The following is a 14,049-nucleotide window of genomic DNA, read 5'->3' as shown; positions in this document are numbered from 1 at the left end:
GTGCCCGTGACTTCCTCAACCACCCCCGCATCCAATCCCGCTGACTTCGACGACCCGCAGGCGCCCCTCAAGCGCGCCCTTAAGCTCGGTGGCTGGGCGCTTGTTGTTCTCACCATCGTCTCTCTGGCTATCTGGGGTGGGATGCGGGATTTGCCCGGTATTTGGGGCGTGCTCATTGGCGCCGCAATCGGTGGCGGATTCGTTCTTCTTACGGTGATTTCGGTGTTGGCTACTGCGAATACGACACCAAGCACCACGATGGCTGTCGTGCTGGGAAGCTGGATGCTCAAGCTCGTCGTGCTGATCGCGGTGCTCTTTGTACTGCGCGGCATGGATTTTTACGACACTGCTGCGCTCGGCGTGACTGTCATCCTGGCGCTCATCGTTGTTTTGGGCTCTGAAGTCTGGGGCATCATGACCACGCGCGCCACCTACGTGGGGTAGGACGCGGGATAGCTGGGGTAGGATGCGGGCGTCTTTTTCTCTCCCCCTGTTGGGCTCCTGTGACTGAGCTAACAAACCCCTTTGACCAGTCTGAATGCGTCTTAATTGCTTAGTGCCCACTTTCGGGTGCGACAAGCTCCCCCCAACATGCCCGATTATGTCGAACGGCTGATAGGCTAATCGCGGGTTAGAAGGAGAGAGCTACACCTTTTGGGGTTATCCGCCCGCTTCTTCTAGATCATCCCCTGCACCGCGGTAGCTGATGTGCGACGGAGTCCGCCGCGGATGGCAGATTTTGAAGACGTCCATCGCACCGCACATGAAAATTGTGCGGCCCGAGAACGGGAGAGAACGCTGAGCGTTGCAACTTTGGCCATGAAGGGTAGCTTCCACGCACCCGAACTGGACCCAGAATTTTTCCCGGGGCAATACTACGGCCAAATGCTGGGGGAGGACTTCCTCGGCGGTTGGTTCGCGCTGGACCGCATCATGATTGTGCGCCTGGTTATGGCGCTCATCCTTGTGGTTCTTTTTGCAATCGCCTTCCGGAACCCCAAGCTGGTTCCGTCGGGTCTGCAAAACCTTGGTGAGGTCGCAGTGGACTTCGTCCGTCTGCACATCGCTGAGGACATCTTGGGCAAGAAGGAGGGTCGTCGATTCCTTCCGGTTATCGCCACGATCTTCTTCACAGTGCTTTTCATGAACGTGGCCACGATCATTCCTGGCCTGAACATTTCGCCTAGCTCCCGTATCGGTCTTCCGATCGTGCTGGCAGTGGTCGGGTACATCACCATGATCTACGCGGGCGCAGCCCGTCACGGCTTCGGCAAATACGTGAAGCACTCACTCGTGATTCCTAACTTGCCTCCGGCGCTTCACCTTCTGGTGGTGCCGATCGAGTTCTTCTCGACATTCATTCTGCGACCGGTCACCCTGGCTCTTCGTCTTATGGCGAACTTCCTGGCTGGCCACATCATTCTCGTCCTTCTGTACTCTGCTACGAACTTCTTCTTCTGGCAGCTGAACGCTTGGACGGCACTGAGTGGCATGACCCTGATCGCAGCGATCCTGTTCACCCTGTACGAGTTGATTGTTATCTTCCTGCAGGCGTACATCTTCGCCCTTCTGGTCGCGGTGTACATCGAACTGTCGTTGCACGCAGATTCGCACTAGTCAGGCGCGAACTGACTGACACTGGCCAACTGAATAACCCCACATACACTTTGTCACCGCTCGGGCCTTGACCTAAGGGCCGGGCACCAAGAAAGGGAACGACTTTCCATGAACGAGATCATCCTCGCCCAGGCAGCAGAAGCTACCAAGTACACCGGCCTCGGCACCATCGGCTACGGCATCGCAACCATCGGCCCGGGCCTCGGCATCGGCATCCTCGTCGGCAAGACCGTCGAGGGCATGGCACGTCAGCCGGAGATGGCTGGCCAGCTGCGTACCACCATGTTCCTGGGTATCGCCTTCGTCGAGGCTCTGGCCCTGATCGGCCTGGTCGCTGGCTTCCTGTTCTAAAGAAACTCCTTAACCCAGAAGTTTCATAAAACCATTTAGATCAGGAGCACCGCATGACGAACGTCATCTACCTACTTGCAGCCGAGGGGGCAGAGCAGTCGCCGCTTGAGGGCGGTAACTCCATCCTGCTGCCGAAGGCTTACGACATCGTCTGGTCTCTCGTCGTCTTCCTCGTGATCTTCCTCCTCTTCTGGAAGTTTGTGCTTCCGAAGTTCCAGGAAGTGCTCGCGGAGCGCGAAGACAAGATCAAGGGCGGTATCGAGCGGGCTGAGACCGCACAAGCACAGGCCAAGGCTGCTCTGGAAAAGAACAACGCTCAACTCGCTGAGGCACGCGCCGAAGCTGCTGAGATCCGCGAAGCTGCCCGTCAAAAGGGCAAGGAGATTGAAGCAGAGGCACGCACCAAGGCTGAGGAAGAGTCCCGTCGCATTGTCGAATCCGGTGAGAAGCAGCTGCTGGCCTCGCGTGAGCAGGTCGTCGCAGAGCTTCGCAACGAGCTGGGCCAGAACTCCATCAACCTCGCCGAGGAACTCCTCGGCACTGAGTTGTCGGATTCCACCCGCCGCTCCAACACCATCGACAACTTCCTGAGCCAGCTGGACACCGTGTCCGCACGCTCGGCTACCCGGAAGTGAGGGCGTCGATGAGAGCAGCGAGCCGCGAAGCACTGTCGAATGTCGCGCAGAAACTGGACGCGTTCATCCGCGACACCGACAGCGCTGACACCGTTTCCGTAGCAGCCCAGACCGGCACCGAGCTGTTCCTCGTTGTGGACCAGCTTGAGAAGGACCGCACCCTGCGCGTCGCCGTTGCTGATGCTTCCCTCAAGGAAGAGCAGCGCACCGGGATCATCAGTGAGGTTTTCGGCGGTAAAGTCGCCGAGCCAACGTTGAACATCCTGCGTGAGGCAGCAGCACAGGTCTGGTCCACGCCGCGCGAGTTCCGTGCAGGACTCGTCCACCTGGGCCGTCGCGCACTTCTGCGCGGCGCAGAGAGCGAAGGCAAGTTGGAAACTGTTGAAGAGGAGCTCTTCGCACTTTCCCGCCTCCTCGAGCGCGAAAGCGAACTCACCCAGCTGCTGTCCGACCGCACTGCCACCGCAGACCAGAAGCGATCCCTTCTGGCCAACGTGCTCTACGGCAAGGTGTCCATGTACACCGAGGCCCTGGCGCTCCAGGTGGTGGGTCGTCCCGAGAAGAACCCGGTCGACGATATCGCGGGCATTTCCCGTGAATCGGCCGAGTTGACCGGCAAGACTGTTGCAGAGGTCACCTCTGCTACGGAGCTTTCCGCTTCTCAGCGCGACGCATTGGCAGAAAAGCTAGGCAAGATTTACGGCCGCGAGATGGCTATCCACACTGAGGTTGACCCCAGCCTCCTCGGCGGTGTGACCATCCGCGTTGGCGACGAGCAGATTGACGGCTCCACGCGAGGCAAGCTTGCCCGCCTGCGTGCCGACATGGCTGCCAACACGGCTTACTAGAACAAAAATATGCTGGAAGAATCTACCGAGAGCAGGAAGAACATGGCGGAGCTGACGATCTCCTCCGATGAGATCCGTAGCGCGATAGCGAACTACACCTCGAGCTACTCCGCGGAGGCCTCCCGTGAGGAGGTCGGCGCGGTGACGTCGGCTGCAGATGGTATTGCCCAGGTTTCCGGGCTGCCGGGCTGCATGACCAACGAGCTGCTTGAGTTCCCGAATGGCGTCATTGGCGTCGCTCAGAACCTTGAGACCGACTCCATTGGTGTCGTGGTCTTGGGCAATTTTGAGACGATTTCCGAGGGCGACAAAGTTGTGAGGACCGGAGAGGTCCTGTCCATCCCGGTTGGGGATAACTTCCTCGGCCGCGTGATCAACCCACTGGGTCAGCCGATTGACGGCCTGGGCCCGATCGAGTCCGACGAAGAGCGTGTGCTGGAGCTTCAGGCTGCAGGCGTGCTTGACCGTCAGCCGGTCGAGGAGCCGATGCAGACTGGCATCAAGGCTATTGACGCGATGACCCCGATCGGCCGTGGCCAGCGCCAGCTGATCATTGGTGACCGCAAGACCGGTAAGACCGCGGTCTGCATCGACACCATCCTTAACCAGAGGGCTTTCTGGGAGACCGGCGACAAGAACAAGCAGGTTCGTTGTATCTATGTCGCTATCGGCCAGAAGGGCTCGACCATCGCAGGTGTGCGCCGCACCCTCGAGGAGAACGGCGCTCTGGAGTACACCACCATCGTGGCTGCTCCGGCCTCTGATTCCGCAGGCTTCAAGTGGCTTGCACCGTTCGCAGGTGCAGCACTGGGCCAGCACTGGATGTACCAGGGCAACCACGTCCTGGTTATCTACGATGATCTGACCAAGCAGGCTGAGGCATACCGTGCCATCTCGCTGCTGCTGCGTCGTCCGCCGGGCCGCGAGGCTTACCCGGGTGACGTCTTCTACCTGCACTCCCGCCTGTTGGAGCGTGCAGCGAAGCTGAACGACGAGTTGGGTGCAGGTTCCCTGACCGCACTTCCGATCATCGAGACCAAGGCGAACGACGTCGGTGCCTTCATTCCGACCAACGTCATCTCGATTACGGATGGTCAGTGCTTCCTCCAGTCCGACCTCTTCAACCAGGGTGTGCGCCCGGCTATTGACGTGGGTATCTCCGTGTCCCGTGTCGGTGGCGCAGCGCAGACCAAGGGTATGAAGAAGGTTGCCGGTAACCTGCGTCTGGACCTGGCCGCATACCGCGACCTCGAGTCCTTCGCGGCGTTCGCCTCTGACCTGGATGATGCGTCCAAGCGTCAGCTCGAGCGTGGCCAGCGCCTCGTTGAGCTGCTGAAGCAGTCTGAGAACTCGCCACAGCCGGTGGAGTTCCAGATCATCTCCATCTTCCTCGCTAACGAGGGCGTCTTCGACTCCGTTCCCGTCGCTGACGTTCGCCGTTACGAGGCAGAGCTCCATGAGTTCATCCGCGCCGAGGCTCCTGAGGTCTACGCGCAGATCGACGGTGGTGCAGCGCTTTCCGACGAGTCCCAGGCAACGCTGCTCAGCGCCAATGAGCGCTTCGCTGCGTCCTTCCAGACCTCCGACGACGAGCACATCGTGCGTGAGCCGGAAGCTGAGGCTTTGGATTCCGATGAGGTGTCCAAGAACAAGCTCACCATTTCTCGCAAGTCGCAGAAGCGTGACTAACCGGAACTCAAACCGGTTAACGCGAAAGTTCACACTTTGAAAAGAAACGACTTAAGAGAAGGGAGGAGCACACACCATGGCAACACTTCGCGAATTGCGTGACCGAATCCGGTCAGTCAACTCAACGAAGAAGATCACCAAGGCCCAGGAGCTGATCGCTACTTCGCGCATCACCAAGGCTCAGCAGCGCGTTGCTGCGGCACAGCCGTACGCCAACGAGATGCAGGACGTCATGGAGCGGCTTGCCGCTGCAACATCCCTGGACCACCCGATGCTTCATGAGCGTGAGAATGGCAAGGTCGCCGCGATGCTCGTGGTCACGTCTGACCGCGGCATGGCAGGTGGCTACAACCACAACGTTCTTAAGAAGGCTGCCGAGCTTGAGAAGATGCTCAACGAGTCCGGCTATGACGTAGTCCGCTATGTCACCGGTGGAAAGGGCGTCACCCACTACGACTTCCGTGATCAGGAGATTGCGGGCGCGTGGACTGGGTGGTCCCAGGATCCGTCGTGGGAAGCAACGCACGATGTGCGTCACCACATGATCCACGGCTTCCAGGCAAGCTCCGAAGGCGAAGCAGCGTGGCGTGAAGGCCTGCGTGCACCGGAAGGTCAGCCGGTTATCGGTTTTGATCAGGTGCATGTTGTGTACACGAAGTTCGTATCCATGCTGTCGCAAGAGGCCACTGTCCACCAGCTGCTTCCAATCGAGCCGGTCTTTGAAGACATCGAGTTCGAGCAGGAAGATTTGCTCACCACTTCGGGCTCTGTGCAGCCGGACATGGACTTTGAGCCGGATGCAGAGACTCTGATGGAGCAGCTGCTTCCCGCGTACGTTTCCAGGTCGCTCTACTCGATCTTCTTGGAAGCGTCCGCAGCGGAATCTGCGTCACGTCGTACAGCGATGAAGAACGCAACGGACAACGCAACTGAACTTGCCGGGGAGCTGTCGCGCGAAGCGAACCAGCTCCGTCAGGCGAAGATTACCCAGGAAATCACCGAGATTATCGGCGGCGCTGGCGCGTTGTCCGGTAGCGGAGAAAGTGACTAAATCATGACTACAGCTCAATCTTTTGATGAGCGTAACGACGAGCCGACCGGGGCTGAGGACAACGTCGCAGCCTCCGGTACCGTCGCGAACACCGGTGCTGGCGAAGGCCAGAAGCCGCAAGGTTCGGACAACGGCCGTGTCGTTCGCGTCATCGGCGCAGTCGTCGACGTGGAATTCCCACGCGGCGAACTGCCGGAACTCTACAATGCGCTGCACGTCGAGGTCGAGCTCGAGGCAGTTGCAAAGACCGTGACGCTCGAGGTTGCTCAGTTCCTGAGCGATGGCCTCGTGCGCACCATCGCCATGGCCCCGACCGACGGCCTCGTCCGCGGTGCCAAGGTTGTTGACACCGGTAACCCGATTTCGGTGCCGGTCGGCGACCAGGTCAAGGGCCACGTGTTCAACGCACTCGGCGACTGCCTTGATGATCCTTCCGTGGGCAAGGACGGTGAGCGTTGGGGCATCCACCGCGAGCCGCCTGCCTTCAAGGACCTCGAAGGTAAGACCGAGATCCTCGAGACCGGTATTAAGGTCATTGACCTGCTCACCCCGTACGTGAAGGGCGGCAAGATCGGCCTCTTCGGCGGTGCAGGTGTGGGTAAGACCGTTCTTATTCAGGAGATGATTACCCGTATTGCACGCGAGTTCTCGGGTACGTCGGTCTTCGCCGGCGTCGGTGAGCGTACGCGTGAGGGTACGGACCTCTTCCTCGAGATGGATGACATGGGCGTCCTTCCGGATACCGCCCTTGTCTTCGGCCAGATGGATGAGCCGCCAGGGGTGCGTATGCGCGTCGCCCTGTCTGGTCTGACCATGGCGGAGTACTTCCGCGATGTCCAGAACCAGGACGTGCTGCTGTTCATCGACAACATCTTCCGTTTCACCCAGGCAGGTTCTGAGGTGTCCACGCTGCTCGGTCGTATGCCGTCTGCAGTGGGCTACCAGCCGACCCTGGCTGATGAGATGGGTGTTCTCCAGGAGCGCATTACCTCGACCAAGGGCCGTTCGATTACGTCCCTGCAGGCCGTTTACGTGCCGGCAGATGACTACACCGACCCGGCTCCGGCGACCACGTTCGCTCACCTGGATGCAACCACCGAGCTTTCTCGTTCCATCGCCTCGAAGGGTATTTACCCGGCTGTGGACCCGCTGACCTCGACCTCCCGCATTCTGGAGCCGGGCATTGTCGGCGAGCGCCACTACGAGGTTGCTCAGAAGGTGATTAACATTCTGCAGAAGAACAAGGAGCTGCAGGACATCATCGCCATCCTGGGTATGGACGAGCTCTCTGAGGACGACAAGATCACCGTTATGCGTGCTCGTAAGATCCAGCGCTTCCTCGGCCAGAACTTCTTCGTTGCTAAGAAGTTCACCGGTGACGAAGGCTCTTACGTTCCGCTCGAGGAGACCATTGACGCCTTCGACAAGCTCGCTACCGGTGAGTTTGACCACTACCCGGAGCAGGCCTTCAACAACCTCGGCGGTCTGGATGACGTCGAGGCTGCATACAAGAAGCTGCAAGAGAAGTAGGAGTAGCTCATGGCTGAAATCACCGCGCAACTGGTATCGGTTGACCGCATGCTGTGGAAGGGCGGGGCATCCATTGTCACCGCTCAAACCACCGAAGGTGAGATCGGCGTGCTGCCTGGCCACGAGCCGTTCTTGGGCCAGCTCAAGGATAACGGTGTCGTGACCATCACCCCGACCAGCGGCGACAAGATTGTTGCGGCTGTTCAGGGCGGGTTCGTCTCTGTGACGGGCAACAAGGTCACTATTCTCGCCGACTTCGCTATCTTCGCCGATGAGGTGGATGCTAACGAAGCGTTCGATGAGAATGATCCGACCGCGAAGGCTCGCCACGAAGCCGAGCAGGCGGCCCTGCGTCGTAAGGGCAGCGCCTAGGTTCTCCGGCATTTTCTTTGACCCCCGACTTCCCCGTGTGGGAGGGCGGGGGTCGCTTTTGCTTATCCGCGCCAAACCCCCAACTTTCGACGGTACAAACCGCGCGTGCGACTGACTAGAATGCTTCGCTATGAACGTGCTCTGGATCGCTCTTGGCCTTGTCGCGGCAGTCTTCTCCGCGGCGGGATTGTGGCGGTTCGTTGCAGTGCGCAAGACCGGAACTCAGGCGCTCATGCGTGCGCTGCCAGCGGAGAGCGTGCACGGTTGGCGTCATGGCATTGTGCGTTACAGCGGTTCCAGGATGACCTTCTACATGCTGCGCTCGCTGTCCTTTGGGGCAGACGTGGTGCTGAGCCGCAACGCTATTCATGTCACTGGTAGACGTGAGGCCACCGAGACCGAACGGGAGTTTATGCCCGGGGTCGAGGTGGTCTTAATTTTTTCTGCAGACGGGCGCGAGTATGAGTTTGCGTGCGATCAGCACACGGGAATGGCGTTGGTGTCGTGGTTGGAGTCGGCCCCGGATCGTCGTCAAGTGCGCACTGATATGAACGATTTGCACCACCGCGCGTTCCGCACAAACCAGTAGCCCGGCTAGGGTGGAGGCCATGCGTCTTGTTATCGCCCGGTGCTCCGTGGATTATGTTGGTCGGCTTGATGCTCACCTGCCGCTCGCGGACCGCCTGATCATGGTTAAAGCTGATGGCTCTTTGTCTGTTCATGCGGATGATCGTGCCTATAAACCGTTGAATTGGATGACGCCGCCGTGCACGATCACCGAAGAGGCGATCGTGGATGTGGATGGGGAGGACACTGGCGCTGCCTTGTGGGTCGTGGAGAACCCGAAAGGGGAGCAGTTGCGTGTCACCATTGAGGAGATTCACGCGGATGTGACCTATGAGCTCGGTGAGGACCCCGGTTTGATCAAAGACGGCGTGGAAGCGCACCTGCAGGAATTGCTCGCAGATCATATTGAGACGCTCGGTGACGGCTTCACTCTCGTCCGCCGGGAATACCCCACGCCATTGGGGCCGGTGGACATTATGGCGCGCGATGAGAACGGTGCGGCGGTTGCCGTTGAGGTCAAGCGCCGTGGTGGGATTGATGGTGTGGAGCAGCTTACGCGCTACGTGGAGATGCTCAACCGCGATGCGCTGCTGCGTCCGGTTCGTGGCGTGTTTGCGGCACAGGAAATTAAGCCTCAAGCTCGAACCTTGGCGGAAGACCGTGGCATTGAGTGCGTGACGCTCGACTATGACGAGCTGCGTGGCATCGAGTCGAACGAACTCCGCCTGTTCTAGCGATATGCCACGCCGAAATCGCCGAGCCACGGGCAGAGCGCCACGTCCGCTACCACGGGATGGCAGCGCGTACTGGGACACCCGTGAAGAAGAGGGGCCGAGTTGGGCGAACGGGGAGATGTACCTCGTGCGTCAGATGGGGTCAGCCTCCGCCACGAAGTTCTACATCTGCCCGCGCTGCAACCAGAACATTCCGCCTGGTGTTGCGCACGTCGTTGCGTGGCCCCGCGACACGGGTGGGCGCGCTGATGATCGCCGCCATTGGCACCGCCACTGTTGGGCCGCGCGCTAAGAAGACTCGGCGAGCCTTAGCGCATGCGGTAGTACTGCACGCTCATCGCCGGGATGTGGAACACGGCGGACTGCTCGAAGCTGTCCCAGGAGGTGTCCTCCGTGCCCACGACATCAGCCAATGGGTTGCCGGCACCCTGGTAGCGCTCGTCATCAGTGTTGAGCACGAGCTCCCATTCGCCAGCGCGTGGCAGGCCAAGGCGGTAGTCCACCTGCGAGTTGCCGGAGAGGTTGATCACCGTGAGCAGTGGCGTGCCATCAGCGCCCCAGCGGATGTAGGCGAGGATGTTGTTCTGTGAGTCATCGCCCTTGATCCACTGGAAGCCCATCGGGGTGTTGTCCTGGCTGTAGAGCGCAGGGGTGTCCCGGTAGAAGTGGTTGAGATCGCGCACGAGGCTGCGGATGCCGTGGTGGTATTCGCTGTCCCACCCTTCGAGGTTGTCCCAGTTGATGGAGCCAGCTTCAGCCCATTCGGTAGTTTGGCCGAACTCGCAGCCCATGAACATGAGTTGCTTGCCGGGGTGGGAGAACATGTACGCAAACAGGGTGCGTACACCGGCGGCTTTATTCCAGGCATCACCGGGCATACGGGACCACAGGGAGCCCTTGCCGTGGACGACTTCATCGTGGCTGAACGGCAGCACGTACTTCTCAGAGAAGGCGTAGACCAGCGAGAAGGTGATCTCATTGTGGTGGTAGGAGCGGTGCACCGGATCTTCGGAGAAGTACCGGAGGGTGTCATTCATCCAGCCCATGTTCCACTTGAGGGAGAAACCAAGGCCGTCAGCAGATGTGAGTGCAGTGACGCCGGGCCACGCGGTGGATTCCTCCGCGATGGTCACAATCCCCGGGTGCTCGCGGTGCACGGTCGCGTTGAATTCCTGGAGGAACTGAACCGCATCAAGGTTTTCGCGCCCTCCGAATTGGTTGGGCACCCACTCGCCGGGTTGGCGTGAGTAGTCCAGGTAGAGCATGGAGGCCACCGCGTCGACGCGCAGTCCATCCAAGTGGTATTCCTCGAGCCAGTACAGGGCGTTGGCCACGAGGAAGTTGCGTACTTCGTTGCGCCCGAAGTCGAAGACGTAAGTGCCCCAATCCTTTTGTTCACCACGGCGCCAGTCGGGGTGTTCGTAGAGGGCGGTGCCGTCAAAACGTGCGAGTGCCCAGTCGTCTTTGGGGAAGTGCGCGGGAACCCAGTCGACGATGACACCGATGCCGGCCTGGTGCAGCGTATCCACGAGGAATTTGAAGTCTTCCGGGGAGCCCCAGCGCGCGGTGGGGGCATAGTAGCCGGTGACCTGGTAGCCCCAGGAGCCGCCGAAGGGGTGCTCGGCAACGGGGAGGAATTCGACGTGGGTGTAGCCGTGTTCGACGAGGTACGGCACGAGTTCTTCCGCGAGCTCACGGTAGCCGTAGCCGACGCGCCACGAGCCGATGTGGACCTCGTAGATGCTCATGGGCGAATTCGTGGCGTCGATCCCTGGGCGTGCAGCCATCCATTCGTGGTCGGACCAGGAGTACTCTTCGCCGCCCGCGACCACAGAGACGGTTTCCGGTGGGTTCTTCGTTTGCTTCGCCATCGGGTCCGCCTTATCGACGACCCGTCCATCCGCCCCCTGCACCTTAAACTTGTACTCCGTCCCCGGGCCGATGCCAGGGATGAAGATTTCCCACACGCCGGTCGAACCGAGCGTGCGCATGGGGTACTGGTTGGGGTTCCAATTGCAGAACTCACCGACAACAGCAACGCCCTTAGCGTTGGGAGCCCACACAGCGAAAGAGGTGCCGGAGACCTGCCCCATGGATGTGGTGTAGGTGTGGCTGTTGGCGCCCAGGACTTCCCACAGGCGCTCGTGGCGGCCCTCACCGATGAGATGCAGGTCGAAGGAGCTCAAAGTAGGCAGGAAGTGGTACGGGTCAGCGATAACAACTGGGTTGCCCTCCGGGTAGGTCACCTGGAAGCGGTAATCAGGCGTGAGTTCATCCTCAAGCCCGATGACCCAAATATCATCCCCGATGGGGGTCATGGGCAGGCCCTGATTGTGGATGAGCACCTCAACGTGTGTGGCGCCGAGGATGCGAGTGCGGATCACGGAGCCCGTCGGTGTTGCGTGCCACCCATAGAAATCATGCGGGGCGTGGTGCTGGCATTGCACGAGGCGCTCGCGGTCGGCGTCGGGGATCAGCAGGGCGGGGTCGAGGTCAGTCATGTCGGAATGTTTCCTTTCGGGCACTATTGTTGGCCCATCCTACGGGCGGTAGTCCTCATCGGCGAGGTGTCGGAAGGCGAGTGGGGTGCGCAAGGTTTCGTCGATAAGCGGGAGGCGGAAGATGTGCGCGACATTTTCCACGGGGCTCAACCGGATGTAATTGCGCATGCTCCATTCGTATTCGGCGCCGGTGACCATGTCGTGGACGGTGAAGGAAGCGGCGGGCGAGAGACCGAGGGCTTCCATGTTGAGCGTGATCATGCCCTCTTGCGTGTAGGTGGGGTCGAGATTGACCACGGTGAGCACGCTGTCGCCGGTGACCGGATCGAATTTGGAGTACGCGATGAGCTGCTCATTGTCCACGGTGTGGAACGTGAGGTTGCGCAGCTGCTGGAAGGCGGGGTGATCGCGGCGGATGCGGTTGAGCAGCGTGATGTACGGCTCGAGGGAATCGCCGTTGTCCAGTGCGCCTTGGTAGTCGCGCGGTCGGAGCTGGTACTTCTCAGAGTCGAGGTATTCCTCACTACCGGGAGCGACGGGCTCGTGTTCGTAGAGCTCAAAGCCGGAGTACATGCCCCACAGCGGACTGAGCGTGGCAGCGAGGGTGGCGCGGAGAGCAAAGGCGGCGCGGTTCCCGGTTTGGATGAACGCGTGGAGGATATCCGGGGTATTCACCCAGAAGGATGGCCGGCAGATGTCCGCCTCACGCACACAGTCCAACGCGAAGCCCGTGAGTTCCTTCTTTGTGGTCTTCCACGGGAAGTAGGTGTAGGACTGTGAGAATCCGGCCTTGGCCAGACCCAACAGACGCGCCGGACGGGTGAAAGCCTCGGCGAGGAAGATGACTTCCGGGTGTGTTTCGTGGACTTTTGCGATGAGCCAGTGCCAGAAATTCGCGGGCTTGGTATGCGGATTGTCCACGCGGAAAGTGGTAATACCCAGCTCAACCCAGTGCATGACCACGCGGTAGATCTCCTTATAGATCTTCTTCGGCGCGTTATCAAAGTTGATGGGGTAGATGTCCTGGTACTTCTTTGGCGGGTTCTCGGCGTACGCGATGGTGCCGTCCGGCAGCACGGTGAAGAACTCAGGATGTGTCTTGGCCCACGGGTGATCCGGGGCTGCCTGCAGCGCGAGATCTAGGGCGACTTCCAAGCCGAGCTCCTGGGCACGTGCGATGAGTGCACGGAGGTCTTTCTCCGTCCCTAATTCGGGGTGAATCGCGTCGTGCCCGCCCTCAGCGGAACCGATGGCCCACGGCGAACCAACGTCGCCCTCTTCCGCCACGAGAGTGTTATTCGGCCCCTTGCGGTTGAGCGTGCCAATCGGGTGGATCGGCGGGAAGTAGACCGTGTCGAAGCCCATAGCAGCCACGCGTGGAAGCGCCTCAGCGGTTGTGGCAAAGGTACCGTGCACCGGGTGGCCTTCTGCGTCCCAGCCACCCGTCGAGCGTGGGAAGAGCTCATACCAGGAGCTAAACAGGGCCTTTCGCCTTTCGACGTTCACCGCACACTCCGGCCCCTCCGTCACCAACTCGCGCAGAGGCTGAGCAGCAAGAGCCGCCGCAACCTCATGGGACAAGGCGGGTGCAAGACGGTCGCGCAGCGGGGCCTCGGCTTCCAAAGCCTTGGCCGCCGAGCGTAGGAGAGCACTATCCGCAGAGCCTTTAGCAGCGCGGTTGAGCAGCTCCGCACCGTGGATCAAGTCATTGTCCATCTCTGCTGCGCTCTGTCCGGCGGCAGACTTCTTGGTCACAGCATTGCGCCAGGTGGCAATCGGGTCCGACCATGCTTCCACATGGAAGCGCCACTGGCCGGGGCTATCCGGGGTAAACACAGCGTGGCAGTAGTCGGGGCGGTACTCTTCCGCGGTCATGGGAAGGTTAAACGTGCGCCCATCGGGGGACGTGACCACAACCGTGGCGGAAATCGCATCATGTCCTTCGCGCCAGATAAGCGCGGAGATCGGCACAACCTCCCCAACCACAGCTTTCGTGGGTACGGCACCGTCGGTGGTGCGGGGCCTTACGTCATCGATTCCAAGTCGGCCAATCGCCATTTATGTCACCTCGTCCGGTTCGGTGTTGCCGTCGCGCCACTAACCGTTTCACAGCAGGGCAGAAGTCCACACCCAGCCTAGCGGAGGACGGCGCGC

At 60.4% G+C, this 14,049-nt stretch carries 14 protein-coding genes; 12 read left to right on the top strand and 2 right to left on the bottom strand.

The window, feature by feature from the left end; translation table 11 throughout:
• Positions 1 to 6 precede the first annotated feature (6 nt).
• The 12 genes from QP968_RS03355 to QP968_RS03300 all read left to right on the top strand — a co-directional run bounded on the left by QP968_RS03355 (position 7) and on the right by QP968_RS03300 (position 9,686).
• Positions 7 to 444: a Cg1360 family ATP-synthase-associated protein gene (locus QP968_RS03355; RefSeq protein WP_284855011.1), complete on the top strand. Its 438-nt coding sequence runs from the start codon at positions 7 to 9 to the stop codon at positions 442 to 444.
• A 375-nt stretch (positions 445 to 819) separates the two neighbouring features.
• A complete protein-coding gene (gene atpB / locus QP968_RS03350) occupies positions 820 to 1,617 on the top strand; it encodes a F0F1 ATP synthase subunit A (RefSeq protein WP_284855010.1) in 798 nt (265 codons plus the stop codon).
• Between the two features lie 108 nt (positions 1,618 to 1,725).
• Positions 1,726 to 1,968 (top strand): ATP synthase F0 subunit C, encoded by a 243-nt coding sequence (locus QP968_RS03345; RefSeq protein ID WP_034664082.1) that lies wholly within the window; start codon positions 1,726 to 1,728, stop codon positions 1,966 to 1,968.
• Positions 1,969 to 2,021: 53 nt separating this feature from the next.
• Positions 2,022 to 2,603 carry a F0F1 ATP synthase subunit B gene (locus tag QP968_RS03340; protein WP_284855009.1) on the top strand — a complete coding sequence of 194 codons (582 nt, stop codon included), beginning with the start codon at positions 2,022 to 2,024 and terminating at the stop codon, positions 2,601 to 2,603.
• A gap of 8 nt (positions 2,604 to 2,611) precedes the next feature.
• A complete protein-coding gene (locus tag QP968_RS03335; RefSeq protein WP_284855008.1) occupies positions 2,612 to 3,451 on the top strand; it encodes a F0F1 ATP synthase subunit delta in 840 nt (279 codons plus the stop codon).
• Positions 3,452 to 3,460: 9 nt separating this feature from the next.
• Entirely contained in the window at positions 3,461 to 5,140 is a 1,680-nt protein-coding gene (gene atpA / locus QP968_RS03330; protein ID WP_284855007.1) for a F0F1 ATP synthase subunit alpha, read from the top strand.
• Between the two features lie 76 nt (positions 5,141 to 5,216).
• Positions 5,217 to 6,191: a F0F1 ATP synthase subunit gamma gene (locus QP968_RS03325; RefSeq protein ID WP_284855006.1), complete on the top strand. Its 975-nt coding sequence runs from the start codon at positions 5,217 to 5,219 to the stop codon at positions 6,189 to 6,191.
• Positions 6,192 to 6,194: 3 nt separating this feature from the next.
• Positions 6,195 to 7,721 carry a F0F1 ATP synthase subunit beta gene (atpD, locus tag QP968_RS03320; protein ID WP_102723766.1) on the top strand — a complete coding sequence of 509 codons (1,527 nt, stop codon included), beginning with the start codon at positions 6,195 to 6,197 and terminating at the stop codon, positions 7,719 to 7,721.
• A gap of 9 nt (positions 7,722 to 7,730) precedes the next feature.
• Complete coding sequence (locus tag QP968_RS03315) at positions 7,731 to 8,093, top strand: F0F1 ATP synthase subunit epsilon (protein WP_284855005.1); 363 nt, start codon at positions 7,731 to 7,733, stop codon at positions 8,091 to 8,093.
• A 130-nt stretch (positions 8,094 to 8,223) separates the two neighbouring features.
• Positions 8,224 to 8,682, top strand: coding sequence for a DUF2550 domain-containing protein (locus tag QP968_RS03310; protein WP_284855004.1), 459 nt, complete (start codon positions 8,224 to 8,226; stop codon positions 8,680 to 8,682).
• Between the two features lie 19 nt (positions 8,683 to 8,701).
• Positions 8,702 to 9,394 (top strand): endonuclease NucS, encoded by a 693-nt coding sequence (gene nucS, locus QP968_RS03305; RefSeq protein ID WP_284855003.1) that lies wholly within the window; start codon positions 8,702 to 8,704, stop codon positions 9,392 to 9,394.
• 4 nt (positions 9,395 to 9,398) lie between these two features.
• A complete protein-coding gene (locus QP968_RS03300; RefSeq protein WP_284855002.1) occupies positions 9,399 to 9,686 on the top strand; it encodes an Rv1322 family protein in 288 nt (95 codons plus the stop codon).
• A 16-nt stretch (positions 9,687 to 9,702) separates the two neighbouring features.
• Here the strand turns inward: QP968_RS03300 and glgB are convergent, their stop codons facing one another.
• Together glgB and QP968_RS03290 are read right to left on the bottom strand one after the other, a co-directional pair.
• Positions 9,703 to 11,895, bottom strand: a complete 2,193-nt coding sequence (glgB, locus tag QP968_RS03295) for a 1,4-alpha-glucan branching protein GlgB (protein ID WP_284855001.1) — start codon at positions 11,893 to 11,895, stop codon at positions 9,703 to 9,705.
• A 39-nt stretch (positions 11,896 to 11,934) separates the two neighbouring features.
• The gene (locus QP968_RS03290) at positions 11,935 to 13,953 is read right to left on the bottom strand and encodes a maltotransferase domain-containing protein (protein WP_284855000.1); all 2,019 of its coding nucleotides are present in this window, start codon (positions 13,951 to 13,953) and stop codon (positions 11,935 to 11,937) included.
• Positions 13,954 to 14,049: the final 96 nt, after the last annotated feature.

The sequence above is a fragment of the Corynebacterium sp. MSK041 genome, from assembly GCF_030232265.1.
GTDB lineage: Bacteria > Actinomycetota > Actinomycetes > Mycobacteriales > Mycobacteriaceae > Corynebacterium.
Note: the sequence above shows the minus strand (reverse complement) of the source record. Positions and strands in the feature narration are given on the sequence as shown.

What these genes read in the sequence shown, in the direction of transcription:
- atpB (WP_284855010.1), top strand. Translation starts at nt 820, where the DNA reads ATGAAGGGTAGCTTCCACGCACCCGAACTGGACCCAGAATTTTTCCCG.
- QP968_RS03345 (WP_034664082.1), top strand. Translation starts at nt 1,726, where the DNA reads ATGAACGAGATCATCCTCGCCCAGGCAGCAGAAGCTACCAAGTACACC.
- QP968_RS03340 (WP_284855009.1), top strand. Translation starts at nt 2,022, where the DNA reads ATGACGAACGTCATCTACCTACTTGCAGCCGAGGGGGCAGAGCAGTCG.
- QP968_RS03335 (WP_284855008.1), top strand. Translation starts at nt 2,612, where the DNA reads ATGAGAGCAGCGAGCCGCGAAGCACTGTCGAATGTCGCGCAGAAACTG.
- atpA (WP_284855007.1), top strand. Translation starts at nt 3,461, where the DNA reads ATGCTGGAAGAATCTACCGAGAGCAGGAAGAACATGGCGGAGCTGACG.
- QP968_RS03325 (WP_284855006.1), top strand. Translation starts at nt 5,217, where the DNA reads ATGGCAACACTTCGCGAATTGCGTGACCGAATCCGGTCAGTCAACTCA.
- atpD (WP_102723766.1), top strand. Translation starts at nt 6,195, where the DNA reads ATGACTACAGCTCAATCTTTTGATGAGCGTAACGACGAGCCGACCGGG.
- QP968_RS03315 (WP_284855005.1), top strand. Translation starts at nt 7,731, where the DNA reads ATGGCTGAAATCACCGCGCAACTGGTATCGGTTGACCGCATGCTGTGG.
- QP968_RS03310 (WP_284855004.1), top strand. Translation starts at nt 8,224, where the DNA reads ATGAACGTGCTCTGGATCGCTCTTGGCCTTGTCGCGGCAGTCTTCTCC.
- nucS (WP_284855003.1), top strand. Translation starts at nt 8,702, where the DNA reads ATGCGTCTTGTTATCGCCCGGTGCTCCGTGGATTATGTTGGTCGGCTT.
- QP968_RS03300 (WP_284855002.1), top strand. Translation starts at nt 9,399, where the DNA reads ATGCCACGCCGAAATCGCCGAGCCACGGGCAGAGCGCCACGTCCGCTA.
- glgB (WP_284855001.1), bottom strand. Translation starts at nt 11,895, where the DNA reads ATGACTGACCTCGACCCCGCCCTGCTGATCCCCGACGCCGACCGCGAG.
- QP968_RS03290 (WP_284855000.1), bottom strand. Translation starts at nt 13,953, where the DNA reads ATGGCGATTGGCCGACTTGGAATCGATGACGTAAGGCCCCGCACCACC.